21 protein-coding genes and 4 pseudogenes are annotated in these 22,620 nt (G+C 59.8%); 14 read left to right on the top strand and 11 right to left on the bottom strand.

The annotated features are described in order from the left end of the window. Window positions 1-146: 146 nt before the first annotated feature. Window positions 147-536 (top strand): VOC family protein, encoded by a 390-nt coding sequence (locus AB3X96_RS25355; RefSeq protein ID WP_368591875.1) that lies wholly within the window; start codon window positions 147-149, stop codon window positions 534-536. 99 nt (window positions 537-635) lie between these two features. Next, complete coding sequence (locus AB3X96_RS25360; RefSeq protein WP_368591876.1) at window positions 636-1,145, top strand: GNAT family N-acetyltransferase; 510 nt, start codon at window positions 636-638, stop codon at window positions 1,143-1,145. Window positions 1,146-1,312: 167 nt separating this feature from the next. On the opposite strand, the gene AB3X96_RS25365 is transcribed toward AB3X96_RS25360, so the two are convergent. Further along, a complete protein-coding gene (locus AB3X96_RS25365) occupies window positions 1,313-1,903 on the bottom strand; it encodes a GNAT family N-acetyltransferase (protein WP_368591877.1) in 591 nt (196 codons plus the stop codon). A 545-nt stretch (window positions 1,904-2,448) separates the two neighbouring features. Here AB3X96_RS25365 and AB3X96_RS25370 point away from each other — a divergent pair. Then, on the top strand, window positions 2,449-2,886 hold the full coding sequence (locus AB3X96_RS25370) for a GNAT family N-acetyltransferase (RefSeq protein WP_368592045.1): 438 nt from the start codon (window positions 2,449-2,451) through the stop codon (window positions 2,884-2,886). A gap of 174 nt (window positions 2,887-3,060) precedes the next feature. On the opposite strand, the pseudogene AB3X96_RS25375 reads toward AB3X96_RS25370, so the two are convergent. Next, window positions 3,061-3,792, bottom strand: a pseudogene (locus AB3X96_RS25375) (anion permease); the annotation flags it as partial. 105 nt (window positions 3,793-3,897) lie between these two features. Here AB3X96_RS25375 and AB3X96_RS25380 point away from each other — a divergent pair. Continuing rightward, entirely contained in the window at window positions 3,898-5,484 is a 1,587-nt protein-coding gene (locus AB3X96_RS25380) for a gamma-glutamyltransferase family protein (RefSeq protein ID WP_368591878.1), read from the top strand. Window positions 5,485-5,665: 181 nt separating this feature from the next. Here the strand turns inward: AB3X96_RS25380 and AB3X96_RS25385 are convergent, their stop codons facing one another. The 3 genes from AB3X96_RS25385 to AB3X96_RS25395 are packed head-to-tail and all read right to left on the bottom strand — an operon-like array spanning window position 5,666 to window position 7,963. After that, window positions 5,666-6,256, bottom strand: a complete 591-nt coding sequence (locus AB3X96_RS25385) for a flavin reductase family protein (protein ID WP_368591879.1) — start codon at window positions 6,254-6,256, stop codon at window positions 5,666-5,668. Continuing rightward, on the bottom strand, window positions 6,246-7,001 hold the full coding sequence (locus AB3X96_RS25390) for a GntR family transcriptional regulator (protein WP_368591880.1): 756 nt from the start codon (window positions 6,999-7,001) through the stop codon (window positions 6,246-6,248). The genes AB3X96_RS25385 and AB3X96_RS25390 overlap by 11 nt, the downstream gene beginning before the upstream one ends. After that, complete coding sequence (locus AB3X96_RS25395) at window positions 6,998-7,963, bottom strand: polysaccharide deacetylase family protein (protein ID WP_368591881.1); 966 nt, start codon at window positions 7,961-7,963, stop codon at window positions 6,998-7,000. The genes AB3X96_RS25390 and AB3X96_RS25395 overlap by 4 nt, the downstream gene beginning before the upstream one ends. A 317-nt stretch (window positions 7,964-8,280) precedes the next feature. On the opposite strand from AB3X96_RS25395, the gene AB3X96_RS25400 reads away from it, so the two are divergent. The 5 genes and pseudogenes from AB3X96_RS25400 to AB3X96_RS25420 form a co-directional block, all read left to right on the top strand. Further along, window positions 8,281-9,339, top strand: a complete 1,059-nt coding sequence (locus AB3X96_RS25400; RefSeq protein WP_176110824.1) for an ABC transporter ATP-binding protein — start codon at window positions 8,281-8,283, stop codon at window positions 9,337-9,339. Between the two features lie 81 nt (window positions 9,340-9,420). Beyond that, a complete protein-coding gene (locus tag AB3X96_RS25405; RefSeq protein WP_368591882.1) occupies window positions 9,421-10,716 on the top strand; it encodes a PotD/PotF family extracellular solute-binding protein in 1,296 nt (431 codons plus the stop codon). A 128-nt stretch (window positions 10,717-10,844) separates the two neighbouring features. Next, the gene (locus AB3X96_RS25410) at window positions 10,845-11,759 is read left to right on the top strand and encodes an ABC transporter permease (protein ID WP_176110822.1); all 915 of its coding nucleotides are present in this window, start codon (window positions 10,845-10,847) and stop codon (window positions 11,757-11,759) included. A 2-nt stretch (window positions 11,760-11,761) separates the two neighbouring features. Continuing rightward, window positions 11,762-12,667 carry an ABC transporter permease gene (locus tag AB3X96_RS25415; protein WP_368591883.1) on the top strand — a complete coding sequence of 302 codons (906 nt, stop codon included), beginning with the start codon at window positions 11,762-11,764 and terminating at the stop codon, window positions 12,665-12,667. A gap of 176 nt (window positions 12,668-12,843) precedes the next feature. After that, window positions 12,844-12,989: pseudogene (locus tag AB3X96_RS25420) on the top strand (IS6 family transposase); the annotation flags it as partial. 345 nt (window positions 12,990-13,334) lie between these two features. On the opposite strand, the pseudogene AB3X96_RS25425 reads toward AB3X96_RS25420, so the two are convergent. From AB3X96_RS25425 to AB3X96_RS25440, 4 genes and pseudogenes are all read right to left on the bottom strand, one after another. Beyond that, a pseudogene (locus AB3X96_RS25425) lies at window positions 13,335-13,436 on the bottom strand (hypothetical protein); the annotation flags it as partial. A gap of 49 nt (window positions 13,437-13,485) precedes the next feature. Further along, window positions 13,486-14,352 (bottom strand): amidohydrolase, encoded by an 867-nt coding sequence (locus AB3X96_RS25430; protein WP_368591884.1) that lies wholly within the window; start codon window positions 14,350-14,352, stop codon window positions 13,486-13,488. Between the two features lie 158 nt (window positions 14,353-14,510). After that, the gene (locus AB3X96_RS25435; protein WP_368591885.1) at window positions 14,511-15,692 is read right to left on the bottom strand and encodes a LacI family DNA-binding transcriptional regulator; all 1,182 of its coding nucleotides are present in this window, start codon (window positions 15,690-15,692) and stop codon (window positions 14,511-14,513) included. Between the two features lie 6 nt (window positions 15,693-15,698). Then, window positions 15,699-16,571 carry a phytanoyl-CoA dioxygenase family protein gene (locus tag AB3X96_RS25440; RefSeq protein ID WP_368591886.1) on the bottom strand — a complete coding sequence of 291 codons (873 nt, stop codon included), beginning with the start codon at window positions 16,569-16,571 and terminating at the stop codon, window positions 15,699-15,701. Window positions 16,572-16,858: 287 nt separating this feature from the next. Here AB3X96_RS25440 and AB3X96_RS25445 point away from each other — a divergent pair, with 287 nt between their 5' ends. From AB3X96_RS25445 to AB3X96_RS25465, 5 genes and pseudogenes are all read left to right on the top strand, one after another. Next, the gene (locus AB3X96_RS25445; RefSeq protein ID WP_176110811.1) at window positions 16,859-17,881 is read left to right on the top strand and encodes an ABC transporter substrate-binding protein; all 1,023 of its coding nucleotides are present in this window, start codon (window positions 16,859-16,861) and stop codon (window positions 17,879-17,881) included. Window positions 17,882-17,945: 64 nt separating this feature from the next. After that, the gene (locus AB3X96_RS25450) at window positions 17,946-18,965 is read left to right on the top strand and encodes a ribose ABC transporter (RefSeq protein WP_176122185.1); all 1,020 of its coding nucleotides are present in this window, start codon (window positions 17,946-17,948) and stop codon (window positions 18,963-18,965) included. Window positions 18,966-18,969: 4 nt separating this feature from the next. Beyond that, a complete protein-coding gene (locus AB3X96_RS25455; protein WP_176110809.1) occupies window positions 18,970-19,740 on the top strand; it encodes an ATP-binding cassette domain-containing protein in 771 nt (256 codons plus the stop codon). Between the two features lie 81 nt (window positions 19,741-19,821). Next, a complete protein-coding gene (locus AB3X96_RS25460) occupies window positions 19,822-20,136 on the top strand; it encodes an L-rhamnose mutarotase (protein ID WP_255209044.1) in 315 nt (104 codons plus the stop codon). Further along, a pseudogene (locus AB3X96_RS25465) lies at window positions 20,129-20,433 on the top strand (DDE-type integrase/transposase/recombinase); the annotation flags it as partial. The gene AB3X96_RS25460 and the pseudogene AB3X96_RS25465, both read left to right, overlap by 8 nt. On the opposite strand, the gene AB3X96_RS25470 reads toward AB3X96_RS25465, so the two are convergent. Beyond that, window positions 20,393-21,019: an amidohydrolase gene (locus AB3X96_RS25470; RefSeq protein ID WP_368592046.1), complete on the bottom strand. Its 627-nt coding sequence runs from the start codon at window positions 21,017-21,019 to the stop codon at window positions 20,393-20,395. The pseudogene AB3X96_RS25465 and the gene AB3X96_RS25470 sit on opposite strands and share 41 nt — an antisense overlap. A 35-nt stretch (window positions 21,020-21,054) precedes the next feature. Continuing rightward, window positions 21,055-22,620, bottom strand: coding sequence for a UxaA family hydrolase (locus AB3X96_RS25475; protein WP_368591887.1), 1,566 nt, complete (start codon window positions 22,618-22,620; stop codon window positions 21,055-21,057).

The raw sequence follows: 22,620 nt of genomic DNA on the forward strand, positions 1-22,620 counted from the left end.
GCCGGCGTCGTCGACGGCTAGGTGCCGCTGCTTCTTCAATAGTGTTCACGTGTCCACCTATTTAAGTGAACACGATGCTCCCAAGACTTTCACCGTGACTCAAGATGGGATGACCGGGCGCTTACCAATCTCCACGATTCCATTCGATGAAGATGCATCTCAGAGTCGCACGGCCCGTTTCCGATCTTGCCCGTACTGAACGCATGTATTGCTCAGCGCTTGGTCTGGCCGTGCTCGCCAGATTTCAGGATCATCAGGAATTCGACGGGGTGATGCTTGGAAGTCCCGGCATGGACTATCATTTTGAGCTTACCCATTGCAGCGAACATCCCGTGATGCCTCGCCCAACGAGTGAGGACTTGCTGGTGTTTTACATACCGGATCGACAAGTGTGGAGGGCGATGTGTGATCGCCTTGTCGAAAATGGATTTGTTTGCGTAAAGTCATTCAATCCTTACTGGGACGTGTCCGGTCGAACATTCGAGGATCCTGACGGCTATCGGCTCGTCTTGCAAAATGCAGCGTGGAGCGCCTGACCCTATCGCGTATCGGTCTTCTTACCGGCGGTCCGCACGTCGCTTGTGGGGTCGCACTGAGGCGACCGCCCCCGAAAATTTCCCTCACCAGGGCTGACGATGACCTATCCGATAAGCTATCGACGCGCGACTATCGAAGACGTTCTGACAATCTGCGAATTGGGTCAAATTTTGAATGCGAGCCACCACTTGGCACGCCCCGACATCTACGCAGATGCCACCACAGAATTCGGCCGCGACGAACAGCACTGGCTCGCCAGCCTCCAAGGAGAAGATCGAGCGACGTTTCTTGCCGAACTTGGCAGCAACGCCGTCGGTTTCATTACGATTCAGGTGGTGAAGCCGATAAGCCCGCTATTGCAACCGATGGTCGTCGGTCGCATCGGTTCCGTCGCGGTTTTAGAACAAATCAGAGGACGCGGGGTCGGCAGCTCTCTTATTAAACTCGCAGAAGAGTGGGCGCGGAAGCAGGGTGCCACCGATATCAGACTAACCGTTTGGCAGTTTAACGAACAGGCGGTCAATCTGTACCGAGAATTGGGCTACGAGATTCGCGCGTTCGAGATGGGAAAGCGGATTCGGACCTTGTCGGATATTCCGTGCGCGTGAGCCGGCGACCGGCGACTGCGGCCCGGAAGTGACGAAATTGATCGCTAACGATGAAGATCCGTTGGGCCCTTTTTCGGTAGGCTCAACTTATTTCCGCCCTTCCGACGGCGCCGCCAGCTTTGCGTCCGCGAAGATAGTAAGGTAGGAGCGAAAGCTGCCAGACTGGTTCAACGTTCTCGAATGTGGTTGATTAGCGATGTGAGAACGTGGTCGACCCATACCCCATTGATCCTCAGATAGGAACGAGCCAAGCCTTCACGCTCAAACCCTAGCCGCTTCAATAGTTGTTCGCTACGAACATTTTCAGGTCTAAAATTCGCCATTATTCTGTGCAAGCCGATTTCGTCAAAGATATAGGTGATCGCAGAGGTCAATGCTTCGCGCATCAAACCTTGTCCCTCAAACCGTTTGGCAAGCGAAAACCCAAGATGACATGCCTGAAACGGGCCACGCACGATGTTGGTGAAGTTGCATTCACCGACTATTTCGCCAGTTCCAGGCGAAAATAGGAGTAGATGCACTGCGACTCCTGAGTTGTTGTTGTGCGCCATCATGGACAGCCGTCGGCTAACTGATTTTTTTTCGAAGAAGCTTTCGGCTCTAAGCGGCTCCCAAGGCTGCAGGTGAGCGCGATTTTCAATGGAGTATTCGTGCAACTCATGCGTGAATTGCTCACATGCCGGTACAAGTTTCAGGCGTGCCGTTAAAATTTCACGCGGTAGTACATCGATGTGAACCCTCGTCACGTCGTCCTCCATTGAAAGCACGGTGAAGTAGTGTAATCAGAAATTATTCGTCAACAATTCGGCCGGCGACATATGATTCAATGTCCGCGGTGGAAAAGCCACGCGACGGCCTCCGGTCGTGTCTTACCGTTTGCATGGACTGCGGACCCGACGTGATCGCCGCACTCGGCCGTCGGGCGCTAGTCGGCCACGGTCCGTCGTCCGCACCGCTGCCAAAATCCGCGACCATCGTGACATCACCAACATGTGCCGGTAGAAGATGACTAACGACGAGTTGATCGAATCTCTAGCCGCCGACCTGCGTCTGACATACGGGTGCCATACAGCGATTCTCTATGGTTCCCGTGCACGTGACGATTGGGAGGCTACGAGCGATATTGACGTAATTGCCTTTCGGAACATGGGTCATCACCAGGATCCGGGAGATCGAGCGTCGGTTTCGTGGGTCGAGTCATGGATTTTGCATGAGTCGCGCGGCGCGGACGATCGTCGAGTTCGGCGGTGGGACGCTTGTCGCGCTTTTCCGCGACAATCCTTTTGACCAGGAAGCGCTGCCAGTGAACATCGCCTTCAGAAATACAACCCAATCGGATGCAGATACGCTCGTAGCCATCCGTATCGCCGCGATGCGCGAGAGCTTGGAGCGAGTCGGTCGTTTCGACCCGCAGCGTGCTCGCGAGCGCTTCCTCGCGTCGTTCGACCCCGCGCTGTGTCGATTCATAGAGGTCGATGGTGTTCGGTCAGGTTTTATCCTGATTCGCCCACAGGAAGACCACTGGCTCCTGGACCACCTTTACATTCTGCCGGAGCACCAAGGAAAAGGAATTGGCGCGGCCGTCTTGCAGGAAGTATTCGCGGCGGCCGACGTGCAACGCATGCCGATCCGCGTCGGTGCATTACGCGGCAGTGATTCAAATCGCTTTTACCAGCGTTATGGCTTCATACGTACGGGCGAAGCAGAATGGGACATCTACTATGTGCGCCAGCCGGGCTAACCTAAGGTCGGAAGCTATTCTGTATTGGCAGTCATAGGGTGTGGCCGGTCATCGGTGCAAATCGAAAGGCAGTCTTAGAAGTTCGAGCATCCAAATGGCTGCCTACGAGCTGCCGTGTTCGTCGATGAAGACGCATTCAGGCTTGCCTTCCAAATGAACGTTCGCTGCGAGCGTTCAGCAAAGGTTACTGGACGGTTGCGGCAGGCCTAAACATGCTCGGCCGTTGTACGCGGTCTCGCCGTGTGAACTGACGTCGAGCCCTTCGCGCTCGCCTTCCTGATCCACGCGCAGACCGATCACCATATCGACGAGCTTGAGCGCGACGAACGACACCGCCGCCGACCACACCAGCGATGTGCCCACGCCCCAGCGTTGCGAGATCATCTGGCTCGCCATGTCGCGGTCGCCGACCTTATTCGCGACATTGTCATAGACGCCGGTGCCGCCCAGCTTCGGCGAGGCGAACACGCCGGTGAGCAAAGCGCCCGCAATGCCGCCGATACAGTGCACGCTGAACATTTCGAGTGAATCGTCACGCCATGCAGGCGCTCGAGGCCATGCACGCCCCAGTAGCAAAGCGCGCCAGCGATAAAGCCCATGATGATCGCGCCCATCGGTCCGACGAAGTCGCATGCGGGCGTGATGACCACGAGCCCCGCGATCGCACCCGATACCGCGCCAAGCATCGACGTCTTGCCGGGCAGCAGCATGCTCAGCGCCCAGCTCGTCCCGGTCAGTTGCAGACTCTGATTAGTCGCCTTCGCGATGTAGGACATCACGAGTGGATTGGGGGCGGTGGCGGTCAAAAAACATCGCCGACGTGATCGGGTTAGCGTGATAGTTGACCAGCGCGAGATAGGTGCCCACCTTGCCCTCAGTGCCCTTGGCCGGATCCGAGTCGAACGAGCGTTATAGATCGGCATCGTTTTTTTTCGATGCGCTCCGTGAACATATAATCCGTACTCCGACGAGCTCACGCGCGGCTCGTCTCCTGTAACGGAGTAGCAATCGATGCGCGACACGCGACTCGCCGGCCCGACCGGCGGCATGGTCACCAGCCCCCACGCGTTGGCGAGCGAGGCCGGCCGCGACGTGTTGCGCGCCGGCGGCAATGCGATCGAAGCGGCTATCGCGATCGGTGCCGCGCTGTGCGTGACGTATCCGCATTTCACAGGACTCGGCGGCGACGCGTTCTGGGTGATCGGCGACCGCGAGGGAACCTTGCGCACGCTGTCGGGCATCGGCCAGGCCCCGGCGCAACTGCCCGCGTTCGACGGCGCGATCCCGTTGCGCGGCGCGGCATCCGCGCTCACCACCGCAGCGACCGTCGATGCATGGCAGCACGCATACGAGGTCAGCAAAGGCGCATGGGGCGGCACACAGTCGTGGTCGTCGCTGTTCGACCGCGCGCTCAACTATGCCGGCGACGGCTTTCCCGTCACGCCGTCGCAGCATTTCTGGCAAAGCCTGCGTGCCGGCGAACTGAATACGTTGCCGGGCTTCGCGGCAACCTTCGCTCCGCACGGCAGGATTCCCGCTGTCGACGAGCGTTTCACACAACCGGCGTTGGCAAAGAGCATGGAGCGGATTGCCCGTTTCGGCGCACGCGAGTTTTATGAAGGCGAACTGGCGGAGCGCATCGCGCGAGGTTTGCAGCAGGCCGGCTCGCCGCTCACTTCGAGCGATCTAGCTAGAACGCGCGCGCGCGACGAAGCACCGCTGCGGGTCGCGTATCGCGACGGCGAACTGGTGAGCCTGCGTCCGCCTACGCAAGGCGTGACGACGCTGCAAATCATGGGCACGCTGGATCGCTTCGACATCGGCGCGATTCGCGAAGGGAGTGCCGATTACTATCACCTGCTGGTGGAAGCGGTGAAGTGCGCGTTCGTCGACCGTGACCGCTTTGTATCGGATCCCGAGTTCAACACCGTGCCCGTCGAGCAGATGCTGTCGCCCGCGACGCTCGACGCCCATGCTCGTTCGATCGACCCACATCGAGCGCGCGAGTGGCCACACGTGTTCCATCCGGGCGACACGGTGTTCATCGGCGCGACGGATAGCCAGGGCCGCAGCGTCAGCGTGCTGCAAACGGTCTACTTCGACTGGGGCAGCGGCGTAGTCGCGGGCGATACCGGCATTCTGTGGCACAACCGCGGCGCGTCGTTCAGCACGCACCCCGCGCATCACAACGCGGTGCAGCCGGGCAAGCGCCCTTTTCATACGCTCAACCCCGGCATGTACCTGAAAGACGGCCGCCCGTACCTGCTGTTCGGCACACAAGGCGCCGACGGTCAGCCGCAAACGCTCGCCGCCATTCTCACGCGGCTGATCGACTACGGGATGGACCCGCTCACCGCACTCGCCCGTCCGCGTTTTCTGCTCGGCAAGACGTTCTCCGACACGCGCGATGCGTTGAAGCTCGAAGAAGACGCAGGCGCCGACGTGTTCGCGGCGCTCGCCGCGCGCGGCCACGAGGTGAGCGCGATCCCGACGCAGAGTCCGCTGGCGGGTCACCCTGGTGTGATACGCATCGATGCGGACGGCGCGGTGTCAGGCGCGCACGATCCGCGCAGCGATGGCCGCGCGCTCACCGTGTGATGGATCGGCGCGTGGGTTCTTTCCCGCGTGCTGGTTCACGCGGGCCGTTCAGGTTCGCCTACGTGGCGGCCTACGCACACGGTCCAGACGCGGTGATTCACCAGCTAACGCAAGCGCGTCTATACGCGCGTTGATCGCTGAACGGGCTAACGCTTGTGGTCCATACGCGTCAACGTCAACGTCAACCCAACGTAAAGCGGTCACGCGTCGTCACATAGTCACTCGCGCCGAAACGGCCCACCGGAAAGTAGTGCTGCAAACGCACGCGCCACGTTTCGGTGTCGATCAACTCGTCGCGCGCATGCAGCCGATGTACGCGGCCAATAAAGATCTGCCGTGTGGTGGTCTCCAGCGTCTCCCATATCGTGCACTCGAAAGCAACCGGCGCTTCGGCAATGCGCGGCGGCGCAACGCACGAGCTCGGCACCGGCGTCAAGCCGACCTCGACAAGTTCGCTAACGTTGGGCGGCAGCCTTTCCCCGCAGCGATGCATTTCTTCGGCGATCGTCTCGTCGGCGAGATGCACGACGAACTCGCCGGTCCGCACGATGTTGACCGCCGTGTCCTTCAGCGTGCCGTCCGCCACGCGGTTAATGCTGATCATCACGATCGGCGGCTCTTCGCCGAGCATATTGAACATCGAAAACGGCGCGGCGTTGATCGTACCGTCGGCGCCGAGCGTGGTGACGAGCGCGATCGGACGCGGCACGATCAGGCTCGCCATCAGCTTGTAGCGCTGGTATTCGGTGATCGCTTCGAAATCAATTTCCATGTCGGACCGCCTGGTTCGTAGTCGCGTGTTCAATGATGCCGAGCAATTGGCCGAGGCTTTTCTCGCCGCGCATTCGCGAGGTTTCAATGCGTTCTTCGAGATCGCGCAGATGCGCTTCCATATGCCCCATTGCGCCCGCCGAGTCGCGCGCCTCGATGCAGTCGACAATCGCAGCATGCTCGGCGTGCTCGCACGGCGCATGCCCCGGCGGCTCGTACACCCCGACGATCAGCGAACAGCGCGATACCAGTTCCTTCAGATAATTTTGCAGGATCGAATTGCCGGCCAGCGCGGCGATGCGCATATGAAAGCCGCTGGCGAGCGTCGCCCACGAAGGCTGGTCGTAGCGGTGCATGGCGTCATGCTCGCTCGCGAGTTGTTGCCGCAGCGCCTTGATGTCCATCGCACTCGCGCGCTGCACGGCAAGCTCGACCAGCATCCGTTCGACTGAGCGCCGCGCCTCGAATATCTCGCGCGTTTCCTCGGGCGAGGGCTCGGCGATTACCGCGCCCTTGTTCGGCCGCAATACGACGATGCCGTCATAGGCGAGCTTTTCCAGCACACGACGTACGACCGCGCGGCCCACGCCGAACAGTTGGCATAGTTCGGGCTCCGGTAACTTCGTGCCGGGAATCAAACGATGATTCATCACGCCGTCGAAGATCGACTGATAGATGCGTGCATTGATATCCGTGTCGTCACCGGCGTTTTTCTTCGCGGTGGCCGCGCCGGCTTTCGCGCTCATGCGACGGCCGGGCGCACGATGCCGGCCCGCTCCAGATCGTCCATATGACTCGCGATCTCGCCTGGAGTGGTAATCCACACATCGCCTCGTGCGCGCGCCGTGGCGATATGTTCGAGCGCGCGGCGCAGATGCCGCAACCGGTACGGCTGTCCGACCAGATACGGATGCAGCGCGATGCCCATCACCAGCGCCTGCGCTTGCGCGCCGCGATTGGCCTGTTCGAGCATCTCGTCGAACTGATCGACGATCATGTCGGCGAACGCGCGGCCGTCCATGTGACGGCCCACCATCATCGGCAGATCGTTGAGTTCCTGCGGATACGGGATCGACCACAGCGGCGCGCCACGCGTGGCCATTCGTATGGGGCGGTCGTCGTGACACCAGTTCAACGTGTAGCGGTAGCCGGTCTCGGCCAGCAGATCGGGCGTCAGATGCGACTCCGAAATCCACGGCGACAGCCAGCCGTGCGGCGGCGTACCGGATTCTTCCGCGATTCGTTCGCAGCAATGCAAAAGCAGCTCGCGTTCACCGCTTTCGTCGAGGTCGCTCTGCCGGTGCGCGTTCGTGTGGCCGTGGCCGATCAGTTCATCGCCACGCGCGACGCAAGCCTCGATCAGTTCAGGACAGTGATCGTAGAGCGCGGTATTGATCAGCGTACCCGCGGGCAGCGCGAGCTGATCGAACAGTTCGATGCAGCGCCATGCGCCGACGCGATTGCCGTACTCGCGCCAGCTATGGTTCAGCACATCCGGTTGCGGCGAGAGCGGACCGAGTGCCGCACCGAGGCCTTCGCCGAACGCAAAGTGCTCGATGTTGAAGCCAAGATAGACCGCGAGTCCGGTGTCGCCAGGCCAGCGGAACGCGTCACTATCGGTGATCGGGCGGTAGGCAAAGCGGCCATGCGTGGCAAGCGATTGACGCGCGCGGTTCTCTGCTACGGGCATGTTCCGTGTGTCGTTCATGAGCAAGAAATCGTGGATGTCGAAAAGCGCCACGACACGTAATGGATGAACCGGATTGGTCAGTTCATGCCCCGAGACGGATCGAAGACGCACCGTGATCGCGCAATCCCATCCTTCTGATCGCAAACGATCGACGCTGCGGATCGTTTGCAATATGTGAGCCAACTCGTAGACGTTAAGCACAACGGTACGTCGGCAATCGCGAGCGTCACAATTCGATGGATGGCACACGTCTTGCGTTTGCATGGCTTCGCATGGGCGGCGCATTGGTTTTGACGCGTGCCCCACTGTTCGCCGTTCACGAGGACACATCCTTCATGATTCAGCCTGCTTCAACGGTGCTCGAAACCAAAGCCGCCGATATTGAATTGGTCCACGTGTCAAAGCAATATGGCGATTCGCTGGCCGTCGACGCGATCGACCTGCGCATCGCCGGCGGCCAGTACTGTTGCCTGCTCGGCCCATCCGGGTGCGGCAAGACCTCGACCTTGCGCATGATCGCCGGGCATGAATCCGTCACTGAAGGTGACATTCTGATCGCGGGCCGCAACGTCACGCGCGCCGAACCCGCCGCGCGCGGCACAGCAATGGTGTTTCAGAACTACGCGCTGTTCCCGCATCTGAGCGCGCTCGACAACGTCGCGTTCAGCCTAAAGGTGCGCGGCGTCGCGAAGGACGTGCGGCGCAAGCGCGCCGCCGAACTGCTCGAACTGGTCGCGATGTCCGCGTATGCCGATCGCAAACCAGCCCAGTTATCCGGCGGCCAGCAGCAACGCGTGGCACTCGCGCGCGCGTTACTGAATCAACCGGGCTGCCTGCTACTCGACGAACCGCTCTCCGCGCTCGACCCGTTTCTGCGTGTGCAGATGCGCGCCGAACTCAAGCGTTGGCAGAAGGATCTCGACATTACCTTCGTGCATGTCACGCACTCGCAGGAAGAAGCGATGGCGCTGGCCGATCTCGTCGTGGTGATGAGCCATGGCCGTATCGAGCAGAGCGGCACACCGCACGAAGTATTCAACCGTCCGCGTACCGAATTCGTGGCCCGCTTCCTCGGCGGCCATAACGTCTTCAATACGAATGGCCACCTGTTTACCGTGCGCGCCGACCATCTGCGCGTGGTGCCGCACGGCGTCACGCCGGTGCAGAACGCCGGCGGCGAGAGCGGCCTGACACGCATTGGCGGCGTGCCCTGCAGGGTCCGTGAAGCCGAATACCAGGGCACGCATCTGCGCATGACGCTCGACCCACTCGACGGCTCGCCCGAATTGATCTCGCTCGTGAGCGACGGCGACTACGACGCGACACGGCTCGGTCCCGACGCGCGCGTGGTGATCTGGTGGAACGAGCGGGACGCGCATCCGCTGGCAGCCTGAGTGCTTGCATCGCAGCGGATCGCATTGCAGTGAACCGAGCGTCGAATAAGCGCGAATTGAACGTCAACTGAGGAGAAAGCAATGAGTGAAACGAACGAGAGCCCGGCAGTGGCCGCAACCGATGTGAAGGAAAAAGGCCTGTCGCGCCGCACGTTCATCAAGGGCGCGGTGGCGGCGGCCGGCATTGCCGGCTTTCCGTACGTGCATGCGCAGGAAAAGATCACGTTGCGCTACCTCGGCACCGCGGTCAATCAGAGTGCCGACATCGCGAAGAAATTCAAGGAAGACACCGGCATCGAGATTCAATACGTGCCAGTGACCACCGACGACGTCGCCAAGCGCATCATCACGCAACCCAACTCGTTCGATATTGTCGACACCGAATACTTCGCGCTCAAGAAGCTGATTCCGGCCGGCACGCTCGCGGGCATGGACGCCAAACGCATCAAGCTCGCCGACAAGATCACGCCGGTGTTGACGCGCGGTGAAGTCAACGGCAAGACGATCGGCGACCAGGGCACCGCGCCAAAGAAGGTGATGTTCCTGACCGGCCCGCGCTCGACCGAGTTCTCAGCGAAGCCGACCGGATGGATGACGCTGATCCCCACCACCTATAACGCGGATACGCTCGGCATTCGTCCCGACCTGATCAAGCGTCCGATCGACAGTTGGGCAGAGCTGCTCAACCCGCAGTTCAAAGGCAAGGCGGCGCTGCTGAACATTCCCGCGATCGGCATCATGGATTCGGCGATGGCGATCGAGGCGATGGGTCACATGAAATACGGCGACAAAGGCAATATGACCAGGGCCGAGATCGACCAGACCATCAAGATTCTGATCGACGCCAAGCATGCTGGCCAATTCCGCGCGTTCTGGAAGGACTTCAACGAAAGCGTGAACCTGATGGCGTCGGGCGAAGTGGTGATCCAGTCGATGTGGTCGCCGGCGGTGACGAAGGTGCGCACGATGGGCATCGCGTGCAAATTTCAGCCGCTCAAGGAAGGCTATCGCTCGTGGGCCTCGGGCTTCGGCTTTCCGCGCTCGCTGCAAGGCAAGAAGCTCGACGCCGCGTACGAATTCGTCAACTGGTTCCAGGACGGCTGGGCCGGCGCCTACCTGATGCGCCAGGGCTACTACCCCGGCGTGATCGAGACCGCGAAGACGCACATGCAGCCGTACGAATGGGACTACTGGATCGAAGGCAAAGCGGCCGCGCAGGACATCAAGGCGCCGGACGGCCAACTGCTCGAAAAGGCCGGCGCCGTGCGGGACGGCGGTTCATACACCCAGCGCATGAGTGCGATTGCGTGCTGGAACGCGGTGATGGACGAGAACATCTACATGGTTCAGAAGTGGAACGAGTTCATCGCGGCCTGATCGACGCCGCGGTTCGATGTGCTTGCCGAGGTGTGACGCGCCGGCAAGCACGGCTCCTTTGAGCAGCGTAGTCATTTCTCGTTCTCGCGCAGCGATGCGCCGCGCAGTCATTCGATAGACACCCGCCCATGGCAACCATCGACCTTCCCTCGCACGCGCAGGACACGACCGTCAAACATCGCCGCGCACCGGCATGGTTGCAGGCGACGCCGCTGTCGCTGACCTTCCTGCTGTTTTTCATCGTGCCGCTGGTCATCACGCTGATCGTCAGTTTCTGGGACTTCAACGAATACCAGATCATTCCCGCGTTCACGCTGAAGAACTACGCGGCGATCTTCAACGGCTGTTCGTCGATGACGGACGTTTGCGTGACCTTCAAGACGTACTGGTCGACGCTCAAGTTCTGCGCGATCGTGTGGGCAATGACCTTGCTGCTGGGCTTTTCGATCGCCTACTTCCTCGCGTTTCACGTACGCACGACGAGCATGCAGACGGTGCTGTTCCTCGTCTGCACGATTCCGTTCTGGACCTCCAACGTGATCCGGATGATTTCGTGGATGCCGCTGCTCGGCCGCAATGGCCTCGTCAATCAGGTGCTACTCGGCGCGCATCTGATCGACCAGCCGCTCGAATGGCTGCTGTACTCTAACTTCTCGGTGGTGCTCGCGTTCGTCCATCTCTACACGTTCTTCATGATCGTGCCGATCTTCAACGCGATGATGCGCATCGAGCGGTCGCTGCTCGAAGCCGCGCGCGATGCCGGTGCGAGCGGCTGGCAGGTGGTACGCGACGTGGTCCTGCCGTTGTCGAAGACGGGCATCGTAATCGGGTCGATCTTCGTGATCACGATCGTGATGGGCGATTTTCTGACCGTCGGCGTGATGGGCGGGCAACAGATTGCATCGGTGGGCAAGGTCATTCAGGTGCAGACCGGCTACCTTCAATTTCCCGCCGCGGCAGCCAATGCGATCATTCTGCTCGCCGTCGTACTGATGATCGTGTGGGGTTTGACGCGGGTCGTCGATATCCGCAAGGAGCTGTGAAAATGCAGGCCATTCGCGTCAAACATCGGGAACGCCGTCCAGCCAGTTTCTACTGGCTTGCGCTGCTGTTCGGCCTGTTCGTGCTGTTCTTGTATGGGCCGGTGATTACGATATTCATTCTGTCCTTTCAGGGCCCCGAGGGCGGCCTGACGTTTCCGATGCGCGGTGTCTCGCTGCATTGGTTCGCCGCGTTGCGCGACGGCGTCGGCGATGTTGATATTTGGGGCGCGTTCGGACGATCCGTGCGGCTCGCGCTGGCGGTCACGGTGCTGACGGTGTTGTTTTCAGTGGCGGCGGGCCTCGCCTTTCGTCGAAAGTTTCGCGGCGACACGGCGGTGTTCTACGTGTCGGTCGCGAGTCTGATCATGCCGTCCATTATTGTTTCGCTTGGGATCGGTTTGACGTTCCGGCTGCTCGACAATGGGGTGAAGTACCTCGCGTCGACATGGGGGCATCAATCGTTTTCCGATAGCTATACGACGTCGATGGGCCTGTTCACCTCCGCGCTCGGAGCGCATTTGACGTGGACGCTGCCGTTCGGTTTGTTGGTGATGTTCGCGGTGTTCAACCGCTTCAATCCGGCCTATGAAGAGGCGTCGCGCGATCTGGGCGCGACGCCGTGGCAGAGTTTCCTGCATGTCGTGCTGCCGATCATCGGACCGTCGGTGGTCGGCGTCGCGATGTTCGGCTTCACGCTGTCATGGGACGAGATCGCTCGCACCTCGCAGGCGATCGGCGATCAGAACACGCTGCCGCTCGAGCTTCAGGGGCTCACCACGTCGGTGACGACGCCGGTCATATATGCGCTCGGCACGATGACGACGGTGTTGTCGTTGACCGTGATGGGCGGGTGTCTGCTTGCGGTGAGGGTGTTGGCGCGTCGGCGCGCAGTGGCAGGGTTGAAATAACTCGTGGCGTGGCCGCGTGACGAGCGCCAGGCGCCATTGCACGCTCACTGCCAAGAATCAGCAAAATGCTTCGTTGCTAGCGCCCCGCGTCCTCCCGTACCGTTCTCCGATTGCGCCTCGCGAGCGTCTTACTGCGGAGAAAACACGTCCGCACCCGCATCGCAAAGCTGGACATAATGCTGACATGCGTTCGTTGGTACGTCGCCTATCGGTTGAGTCTGCGCATCTGGAAGAAAAAATGTCCGAGCGGGCAGTTTCGGTCGATCATTCGACGGTGCACCGGTGGGCTATCAAGTTGCTTCCTACGCTCGGTAAGGCATTCGGACAGCGATCGCGCGCCCGCGCCGCTCCGAGCAACTGACGCTGCCGGAGCCATGCCGCTCGCCATGGACCCGTGCAAGAGGCTGGTAAAGAATCGGCGCTTGCATTTTGCCCGCATATGGCGCAAGGCCCACACGACAGGCGTGCCGTCATCGCAGGCGAGGAGAGTGTCCTCGGCGGCGTGCCTGTCGATCAGTTCGGTCACGTGGATGCCGGACAACCCGCTGTGATATCCCGGGCGGGCATGTTCGCGGGCGGCCTGCTCGCCTTGCTGGTAACGCATCACGAACTTGTCGCGGAAGTCGGTGCTCCTGTGCTGTCCCGGGCGCGGGAGCAATGCCGCCAGCGTATCCTTGATGTCGCCCACCACGCCGACCTCTACCGGATGGCGACGGCCGATTTGATTGGAGTCGATATCGATCTGCACGATCCTGGCCTTCGACGGGCAGAACTGGCTCCACGCAAAATCCCAGTCTCACCAGCGCGCGGGCGTGATCTCACAGCCGGTAAAATGAGCGGGCTGTTTCTCCAAAGATCGCCGCCCGGTCTTCCTTGGCGAGACTGGAGGACAGTCGTTCGACGCATGCGTGCCACGACGCGTAATCGCCGTTCAGATTCAGGACCGGCCAGTCGCTCCCCCACATCAGGCGCTGAGCGCCAAATCGCGAGAGCAGAAAAGCGAAATATGGCGAGAACGCATCGTCGGCATAACCCGGAGCTGCCTCTGTCACCATGCCGGAGAGCTTGCACACCACGTTGTTCATCTCGGCGAATTCGCCCATCCAGCGAGTCCACTCAACCCAGTCTTCCCCTACACGTACGCCCGTGGTTGTTCGCACACTTCCCTGACCGTCGCGCAGACGAGGCTTGGCGACGTGATCGATCACAATCCGCAACTCGGCATGTCGTGCTGCAAACCTGGCGAGATATGGTAGATGACGCACGTAAACCAGCGCATCGAACGCCAGGTCGTGCCTGACTATCGCGGCAACAGCCGGATCTAATTCAGGATTTGCAATCCAGTCGTCGTCGGGCAGATCCTGCAGCATGGGTCTGACACCCTTGAACTTCGGCTCACGAGCCAGCCTCTCGATGAGGGTCGGTGCGTCGGGGTCAAGCATTGGAACCCAGCCCACGACACCTCCAACGAGTGGATCGTCCGCGACCAGCTCCAGCAGATACAGCGTTTCATTCATCGTCGGTGCGGCCTGCACGACAATGGTCTTGTCAACGCCCGCCGCCTGCGCAAGTGGCGCAAGGTCCGATGGCAAAAAGTCTCGCCATAGTGGAGCGAGATCAGGGGTGAGCCAACCGTAGTCGCTTCGCGCAGTCGTCCAGAAGTGCTGATGTGCATCAACCTTCATGACCGGTCCTATTCCCAATTAGTGCATCGATTGTCTGGAGAGTTAACGACGAGGTCGTCCATTTGACATCCAAAGCGTCCCGATATCGCATGTGTAATACGCTGATCAAAGTCAGCCGTCAGTTTTGAATGGAGTGCAGGCGTGAATGTGTATGCCAGTCAGCGCGCAGCCGTCGGAATATCGATGTTTTCTTCCGTTCCTGCTATATCCGTCTTCTTCACGCGCGACTTTTTGTCGGAACTGTTGCGTGCCGTCACGCTTGCATTCCGGCCGGCTCGCTGGCTTTCCGTCTTGCCGCCCGCCGCCGGACTGCTGCACGATTGACGCACGACCAGTTCCGGCGGAAAGACCATATGCCGAGGGCTTCGCTCGTCCCCCCTGATGCGCTCGAGCAGCATGTTGAGCGCCGCTTCGGCCATCGCGTCAACGGGCTGCCGGACCGTGGTCAGTGCGGGAGAGAAAGCGTTCGCCCATGGAAAATCGTCGATCGCGGTGACCGATACGTCCGCAGGACACGCGAAACGCTTTTCCGCCAATGCCCGCATCGTGCCAATCAGCATCTGGTTATTGGCCACGAAGATGGCTGACGGTGGCTCCGCGAGATCCATTAGCTCAAGCGCTGCGGTATAGGCGTCGTGCTCACCGAATGCGCCCTGTCTTACGTAGTCGGGATTGACCGGCAGATTCGCGGCTGCGATCGCCTGGGCGAAGCCGCGCAAGCGATCACGACCAGGCAGCAGGTTCTGCGGACCGGAGATGATTGCGACGCGCCGATGGCCAAATTCCAGGATGTGCTGTACTGCAAGGCGTGCTGCGGCAACGTTATCGAGAGCAACCGAATCCCACTCGTTGGGGCAGACCACGTGGTCGACCGCTACAACAGGCATGATGCCGAGCTCCGAACGAATCTTGTCGTAGGCTTCTTCCGGTGCCGATGCACAGAGGATCGTGCCGACGGCCAGATGGGCGCGGAGCATGCGGAGATACGCATGCTCTTGTTCAAGATCCCGATCGCTGTCGAATAACAGAACAGAGTAGCCGTGGACGTGAGCGCGTTTCTGAATGGAATGCACGAACTCGGTGAAGAATGGGTTCGTGATGTCCGGGACGACCAGGCCCAATAGCTTGGTGGTGCCCTTTTTCAGACTGCTCGCGACTGTGTTCGGCGCGTAACCCAACGCCTTGACAGCGACGCGCACGCGCTCCGTGAGGTCCGGACTCACGTAGGTCGATCCTGACAGGACCGCCGAGACGGTCGCCAGACTTACTTCCGCTAGACGTGCGACATCTTTCATTGTTGCCATGATTTTCCCGCCACGCAGTTGTGCCCCGAGCTTCATATTCGTTCAGTTCCACCATCCCGCATGCTCGCGCTTCGGCTGCCGCAAGATGCCGTCCGGCGTACGAAGCGGCTCAATTTCGAGCAGGAACCGCTGTGCAGGTGACATGCGCTCGTACAGTTCCGGGGTGAGATGGTCGATCTGGACGAGCTGCTGCGGGAGGTCACGCCGAGTATACGTGAGATGCAGTACCCGGCGGTTTGCGTCGTTCTTTTTGAGTGTGCCGCTATGCCAGCCCGACGCGTTCATGATGAAGACGGTGCCAGCCCGACCAGTCAGATAGACCTCACCCGGATACGGTGCGTCCAGATCGGCGGGAATCCGTTTGCGATCTTCTTCGGAAATGGGGCCGGGCTCCCAGTCGCCCTGGTTAACAACAGGCACGTTAATCGGTGCCCATCTGTGCGACCCGGGCACAACCCGGGTCGGGCCGTTTTCCAGCGTCATGTCGTCAAACAGGATGACGGCATTAACCGCCCACCAGTCATCTTCGAAGTACTTCGGCACGTCGACGTGCAATTGCTGGTGACCGAACCCCTTCACCGGATCGCGGAGATTGGCGCCGTGCACCTTGATCTCCCCCAGCAGCTTGTGGGCTGCGGCCAGCACCGGCTGCAGTTCCAGGCACTTGTCGAACACTGACGTCTTGTTGAAGATGTTCGACACGCGCCGCGCACCGGGCTCGACGTGAACTTCATGTCCACCCGTGAGGCGCTCGGCTTCATGGAGCCGCTCAAACTCGCGGGCCATCGAGCGGCACTCGTCCGGGCTCAGCACATCTTCGACGACGAAAAATCCTTTTTCGTCGAGTTCTTTCAGCTGCTCGCTGGCCAACTCGTCGTTGATGCCCAGTTCATGCATCGCCTGTCTCGTGTACATGAGTCGTGTCTCCGTCAATTTCGCTATCTGGCGAAACGTTTAGCGAAACGTTTCGTTGAGGAGATTTATAGCAAACGGGGATTGATAGATACATCCGGGTTTCCACTATGCGCTTCCGCGTTCAAGGCTGAAATGACACATATCGCTCCGACCTGTTCATGTTTACCCGAGATAGATTGACTTTGCACAAAACAGGTTTTAGATTCAACGAAACGTTTCGCTAAACGTTTTGTCGCGAAGCCGGCACCACTGGTTTTTCAAACCCCAGAAAGAGACAGGAGACAGACATGGACAGCTTGACGAAGCCGCTGTACACAACACGCCCCGTGCGTACATGCCGTCGTGTGATCAGTGCAGTAATGGGCGCGCTTATGCTCTCGGCGCTAGCCGCACCTCCGGCGCATGCGGACAAGGATCACCCCGTTGTGGCCCTGTTGCCCGGGGTGGTCGATCCCTTCTATTTCACGATGTACCGCGGTGCCCAGAAGGCGGCAGCGGAGGACAACACCCAGCTGCTTTTCCAGCTTCCGAAAAGTTGGAACACCACAGAGCAGGTGCCGATCCTCAAGGCATTCATTGCCAAACGTCCCGATGCGATCCTGGTTTCTCCCGTGGACGCACAGCAACTGATCGAGCCGCTGACGGAAGCAAAGAATGCGGGGATCAAGGTCATCACTGTGGACACTTACATCGGCACCGGCCGGTATCAGACGGGCAGCGGAAACGCGGACTTCCCGCTTTCGTTCGTAGCGTCTGACAATAAGGAAGGCGGCCGTATTGCAGCGCGAACGCTGGCGAAGGCGCTCGGTGAAAAGGGCATCGTCTTCTGCGAAAGCCTCAAACCGGGTGTCTCGAGCACCGATGCGCGGGTGCAAGGCTTCCAGGAAGAAATGAAAAAGTATCCGAACATCAAGGTGCTGCCGACGTTGTATAGCGAAGACGACGCGAACAAGGCGGTTTCGGATGTATCGGGTGTGATGGCGCGTGAGCCTGGTCTATCCGGCGTATTCGGCACGAATACGTTTTCCGGCAAAGGTGTGGCGCAGGCGATCCACATGTCCGGAAAGAGCGGCAAGGTTAAGCTAATCGTCTTCGACGCCGTACCGGGCATCGATAAGGATATCAAGAGCGGCCTGGTCGACTACGCAATCGCCCAGCGCCCAGCCGACATGGGCTACTACGGCGTCAAGTATGCAGTCGACGCAATCCGGGGCAAGCCCGTCCCGAAGGAGAAAAGCACCGGTTTCGTCGTCATGGACAAGTCGAACATCGACAACGCTGACGTCAAGCAATACATCTACTCCAACTGATTTGTGCCGGCGGCGGCTCGAAACCGCCGTCGGTGATTGGTAAGGGCTATCTGGAGACACTGCAATGCAAAAAGCCACCTCACTTTCCGGTCGGCCACGAGCGACTGGCACATCGCCGGCTCCAAGGACGATCGACTACAAGGCGCTGGTTGGCCGTTTCTGGCCCTGGCTATTTCTGGCGGTGCTCTGCCTCTTCTTTGAAATCTGGTCGCAGGTAATCCAGCAAAGGTCCTTCGTTTTCAATGCCTACAACCTGCAGTCGATAGCACTTGCGGCAAGCGCACCGATGCTTCTCGCGATTGGTCAGACGTTCGTGATCATCACAGCGGGCATCGATCTGTCTGTCGGATTCGTCATGGGCCTTGCAGCGGTGTGCGCTGCCCAGTTCACTTTGCTCGGAGGCTCATCACCGTGGGCGCTCGGCCTCTCTGTGCCGCTGACCATTGCTGTATCAGTCATTCCAGGCGCTATTAACGGCACGCTCGTTGCGCGATATCGTGTTCCAGCATTCATCGGGACGCTCGGGATGTACGGTATTGCCCGCGGTGCCGGCTTTCTCGCTGCAGGCAGTGGCATGACTGTGTCGGTGGACAACGCGGGACTGCAATGGCTGGGCTCCGGGTGGAATCCGGTCATCGTCACGGTGATCCTACTGGCCGTCATGCACTTCATCCTGTCGCGCACCCGCTTCGGCCAATATACCTATGCGGTAGGTGGCAATGAGCAGTCTGCCGCCCGAGCAGGGATTAACGTACGTCGGCACAAGATCGTGATCTATATGCTCGCGGCAGCGTTCGCCGCAGTCGGCGGCATCGTCTATACGGCTCGATTCTCTGCCGGATCGGCCACGGCTGGCGAACCCATGCTGCTCAACTCCATCGCCGCGGTCGTCATCGGAGGCGCAAGCCTCTTTGGCGGTACCGGCAACCTGATCGGCACGTTGATCGGCGCCCTGATTATCGCTGTGATCGAGTTTGGTCTGGTATTCATTAACGTCGATGCATTCTGGCAGTTCATCGCGGTTGGCGTTGTCATCATCGTGTCGGTGCTGATCGACCAGTACAAGGAACGTCTCGGAGTCTAAAATTATGAACCAACCGCTACTTGAAGTGCGCAACGTATCAATCCGCTTCGGAGGCGTCGAGGCGCTCAAGAAAGTGTCGATGAAGGTCTACCCCGGCGAGGTCGTCGCATTGTGCGGTGACAACGGTGCAGGTAAGTCGACGTTAATTAAGATCATATCGGGCGTTTATCAACCGAGTGAAGGCGAGGTGCTTTTCGACGGTCAACCTCTCGACATGCGCGACCCTCACGACGCTCGCGCGAGAGGCATTGAAACGATCTATCAGGATCTTGCGCTTGCTGACAACCTCGATGTGGGCAGCAACATCTTTCTAGGACGTGAGCCGGTGACCCGTCGCTTCGGCGTCAGCACCATCGACCGCCCGCGCATGGCTGGCGTCGCGCGCGAGGTGCTGGATCAGCTCGACATCGTCATTCCGGAGAAGAAGATCCACGGTCCGGTCAAGATGCTCTCTGGTGGCCAGCGTCAGGCTATCGCAATCGGACGCGCAATTTACTGGAATGCGCGGGTGCTGATCATGGACGAGCCCACGGCTGCTTTGGGTGTGCCAGAGCAGCGAAAGGTGATGGAACTGATTCTTGGGCTGAAGAAAAAGGGCGTCTCGGTCATTCTGATCTCGCACAATCTGCTCGACATTTTCAGTGTGTCGGATCGCATCTTCGTTCTTCGACGTGGCGAGGCCGTGGGAGAAAAGCGGGTAAGCGAAACCGACGGCGAATCGGTAGTCAAGATGATGGTTGGCGACGAATACGCCGCTACGAAGGCCGCAGCCTAAGCACGACCAAAATTCTCACCGGACAGATACCTCTCGCGTATGCAAGCGAAACACGGAGAACACTCAATGCAACGAATGGGAATGGTCATCCACATCAAGCCCGAGAAGATCGACGAATACAAGGCGCTGCACGCGGCTCCGTGGCCTGCGATTGTCGAGCGGCTCCAGCGTTCCAATGTCACCAATTACTCGATATTTCTCAAGGAACCAGAAAATCTTCTTTTCGGATACTGGGAATACGTCGGGACAGACTTCGAGGCGGATATGGCCGCGATTGCGGCCGATCCAGAAACACAAAGGTGGTGGAAATTGACCGACCCATGTCAAGTGCCTCTTGAGTCGCGAAAACAGGGCGAGCATTGGGCAATGATGGATAACGTGTTTCACATTGACTAGGTCGCTCCGGGCCTGCGCAGTCACTCATGCGCGACACAGTTGCGCTGTGCGCTGGTATTTCCCGCTTTCAGTTGAGCTTGCGCGACACCGGGTCAAGGCTGCGCGACGCAAGCCGGGTAGCACATGGCATCTCGACGAGATGTTCATCGCGCTGCGTGGCGAACCGCACCTGCCGCCGCGTGCGGTCGACGAGCATGGCGCAGAACTCGACTCTTGCTACATAAGCGGCGCGACAAAGCCGCGGCCAAACGTTTCTTCAAGCGTGTGCTGCGCTCGAGGCCGGTACCGCGCAAGATCTATTGGGTTTGCGTATATGGTCTAGAGCAAATTGGACGCGTGGACATGCGACAACCAACCGGATCGCACTCTCCATTTGAAAGTGTCTGATACAAATGTCGAAAGTCCACCCAAAGCGCACAAGTTCACGCACCCCGGCGATAAACTGCCGGCGCGCACAGAAGTCGCGGTCGCTTTCCGACTGAATCAGACGACGCACGCCGCGCACACGTCCAAATTCTGACAGTTCCTCCAGGTGCGCTAGTACGCCAGCCCCTTGCTCAACCGGGGCGTGTGCGACAAAGGCAGCAATGCGCGGATCCAGTCGGGCCTGCTCGTTGACCCAGGCGATTTCGTCAAGCGAGTAAGGGGAATCAACGTCGCATCCCACAAAGACCATCGCTCCCACGGTTCCCACACCGCTTGCAGCATCCAGGTCGTTCAGAAGATAGGCGCGATTAAGCGATGGCACGGCTTTGTGCCAAGAGTATGGCAGGACAGCGGGATCCCAAATATGTAGATGGAATCGACAATCGGAAACGATGGCACGAAATTTCCCGGTTTGAAAAGTTGCCTTGAAATTGAATTCGGCGAAGGAGCCGCCCAGAGAAGATTTCGGAGCGGCTAGTCAGCATGAGCACATTATGTGATCACGCTGATCTGCCAAGGCACGAACTCCTGCTGCCCATAGCCGTGTATTTCGCTGCGCGACGCCTTGCCGGACGCGGTTTCCAGCATCATTTGGAACACCTGCGCACCGAGTTCGGTAATCGATGCTCCGCTCAGCACCTCGCCACAATTAAAGTCCATATCGTCGGACTGACGTTCCCAAAGCGCTGTATTGGTCGCAAGCTTGATCGAAGGCGACGGTGCGCAACCATAGGCCGAACCCCGTCCGGTCGTGAAGCAGATCAGGTTGGCGCCGCCGGCCACCTGGCCCGTCGCGGAGACTGGGTCGTAGCCCGGCGTGTCCATGAACACCAGTCCGTGAGCGTCTACGGGCTGCGCGTATTCGTACACGTCGACGAGGTTCGTCGACCCAGCTTTGGCGATGCCGCCCAGCGACTTCTCGAGCACCGTCGTGAGGCCACCCGCCTTGTTGCCGGCCGACGGGTTGTTGTTCATCGCAGCGCCGCTGCGAGCGCAATGCGCCTCCCACCAGCGAATGCGCTCGACGAGCTTTTGCCCGATCTCAACGGTTTCCGCACGTCGAGTCAACAGGTGCTCGGCGCCGTAAATTTCAGGCGTCTCCGACAGAATTGCGGTGCCCCCATGCGCCACCAACATGTCGACAGCAGCACCCAGCACCGGATTGGCCGAGATGCCGGAATACCCATCCGAGCCGCCGCATTGCAGACCGACCAGCAGATGACTCGCCGGCACGCTTTCGCGATGCACAGCATTCGCCCCTGGCAACATTTCGCGAATTAGCTCGATGCCGCGCGCGATGGTTTGCGTCGTGCCACCTGTGTCCTGAATCGTGAAACTGCGCAGCCGGCCATTGTCCTTTAGGCCCTGACTCTTAAGTAGCGTCGAAATCTGGTTGGTCTCGCAGCCAAGCCCGATCACAAGTACACCAGCAAAGTTCGGATGACACGCGTAACCGCCCAGCGTACGTTGCAGGATCTTGAGGCCCTCCCCTTCTGAATCGACGGCACAGCCCGAGCTGTGGGTGAGTGCGACAACGCCATCAACATTCGGGAAATCAGCGAGCGCTTCAGGATGAACGTCCCGCCGGAAGTGATCTGCGATTGCGCGGGCGACCGTGGCCGAACAGTTTACCGAGGTTAATACACCTATGTAGTTGCGGGTGGCGACCCGGCCATCGTCGCGCACAATGCCCTGAAAGTACGCGGGCTCGGTCGCGCGGACCGTGGGCCGTGCATCGTGAGCATAAGCATAGTCGCGCGTGAAGTCGCCCATCGTCAGGTTGTGACTGTGAACATGCTGGCCGGGCTTGATCGGCTGGCTTGCGAATCCGATGATCTGTCCGTAGCGTCGCACAGGCTGGCCGGTCTCGATCGGGCGTGTCGCCATCTTGTGCCCGGGCGGGATCAGACCCGATGCGGTCACACCTTCACTCGTAATTGCCGTACCGGATACCAGTTGGTCGATGGCAATCACTACATCGTCGAGCGCGTTAAGCCGGATGACGCGCGGTGACGTATGCGAACCGCGTTCGAGCGTATCGAATGTCGTCGTGTTCAT

Origin of the sequence: Paraburkholderia sp. BR13439 (assembly GCF_040948805.1) — a bacterium.
Lineage (GTDB): Bacteria > Pseudomonadota > Gammaproteobacteria > Burkholderiales > Burkholderiaceae > Paraburkholderia > Paraburkholderia youngii.

Bases quoted from the DNA above. Each gene is read 5' to 3' on its own strand.
- AB3X96_RS25400 (WP_176110824.1), top strand. From the start codon at position 8,281: ATGATTCAGCCTGCTTCAACGGTGCTCGAAACCAAAGCCGCCGATATT.
- AB3X96_RS25430 (WP_368591884.1), bottom strand. From the start codon at position 14,352: ATGAAGGTTGATGCACATCAGCACTTCTGGACGACTGCGCGAAGCGAC.
- AB3X96_RS25450 (WP_176122185.1), top strand. From the start codon at position 17,946: ATGCAAAAAGCCACCTCACTTTCCGGTCGGCCACGAGCGACTGGCACA.
- AB3X96_RS25360 (WP_368591876.1), top strand. From the start codon at position 636: ATGACCTATCCGATAAGCTATCGACGCGCGACTATCGAAGACGTTCTG.
- AB3X96_RS25355 (WP_368591875.1), top strand. From the start codon at position 147: ATGAAGATGCATCTCAGAGTCGCACGGCCCGTTTCCGATCTTGCCCGT.
- AB3X96_RS25395 (WP_368591881.1), bottom strand. From the start codon at position 7,963: ATGAACGACACACGGAACATGCCCGTAGCAGAGAACCGCGCGCGTCAA.
- AB3X96_RS25390 (WP_368591880.1), bottom strand. From the start codon at position 7,001: ATGAGCGCGAAAGCCGGCGCGGCCACCGCGAAGAAAAACGCCGGTGAC.
- AB3X96_RS25405 (WP_368591882.1), top strand. From the start codon at position 9,421: ATGAGTGAAACGAACGAGAGCCCGGCAGTGGCCGCAACCGATGTGAAG.
- AB3X96_RS25475 (WP_368591887.1), bottom strand. From the start codon at position 22,620: ATGAACACGACGACATTCGATACGCTCGAACGCGGTTCGCATACGTCA.
- AB3X96_RS25435 (WP_368591885.1), bottom strand. From the start codon at position 15,692: ATGAAGCTCGGGGCACAACTGCGTGGCGGGAAAATCATGGCAACAATG.
- AB3X96_RS25410 (WP_176110822.1), top strand. From the start codon at position 10,845: ATGGCAACCATCGACCTTCCCTCGCACGCGCAGGACACGACCGTCAAA.
- AB3X96_RS25440 (WP_368591886.1), bottom strand. From the start codon at position 16,571: ATGTACACGAGACAGGCGATGCATGAACTGGGCATCAACGACGAGTTG.
- AB3X96_RS25415 (WP_368591883.1), top strand. From the start codon at position 11,762: ATGCAGGCCATTCGCGTCAAACATCGGGAACGCCGTCCAGCCAGTTTC.
- AB3X96_RS25380 (WP_368591878.1), top strand. From the start codon at position 3,898: ATGCGCGACACGCGACTCGCCGGCCCGACCGGCGGCATGGTCACCAGC.
- AB3X96_RS25460 (WP_255209044.1), top strand. From the start codon at position 19,822: ATGGTCATCCACATCAAGCCCGAGAAGATCGACGAATACAAGGCGCTG.
- AB3X96_RS25455 (WP_176110809.1), top strand. From the start codon at position 18,970: ATGAACCAACCGCTACTTGAAGTGCGCAACGTATCAATCCGCTTCGGA.
- AB3X96_RS25385 (WP_368591879.1), bottom strand. From the start codon at position 6,256: ATGGAAATTGATTTCGAAGCGATCACCGAATACCAGCGCTACAAGCTG.
- AB3X96_RS25445 (WP_176110811.1), top strand. From the start codon at position 16,859: ATGGACAGCTTGACGAAGCCGCTGTACACAACACGCCCCGTGCGTACA.
- AB3X96_RS25365 (WP_368591877.1), bottom strand. From the start codon at position 1,903: ATGGAGGACGACGTGACGAGGGTTCACATCGATGTACTACCGCGTGAA.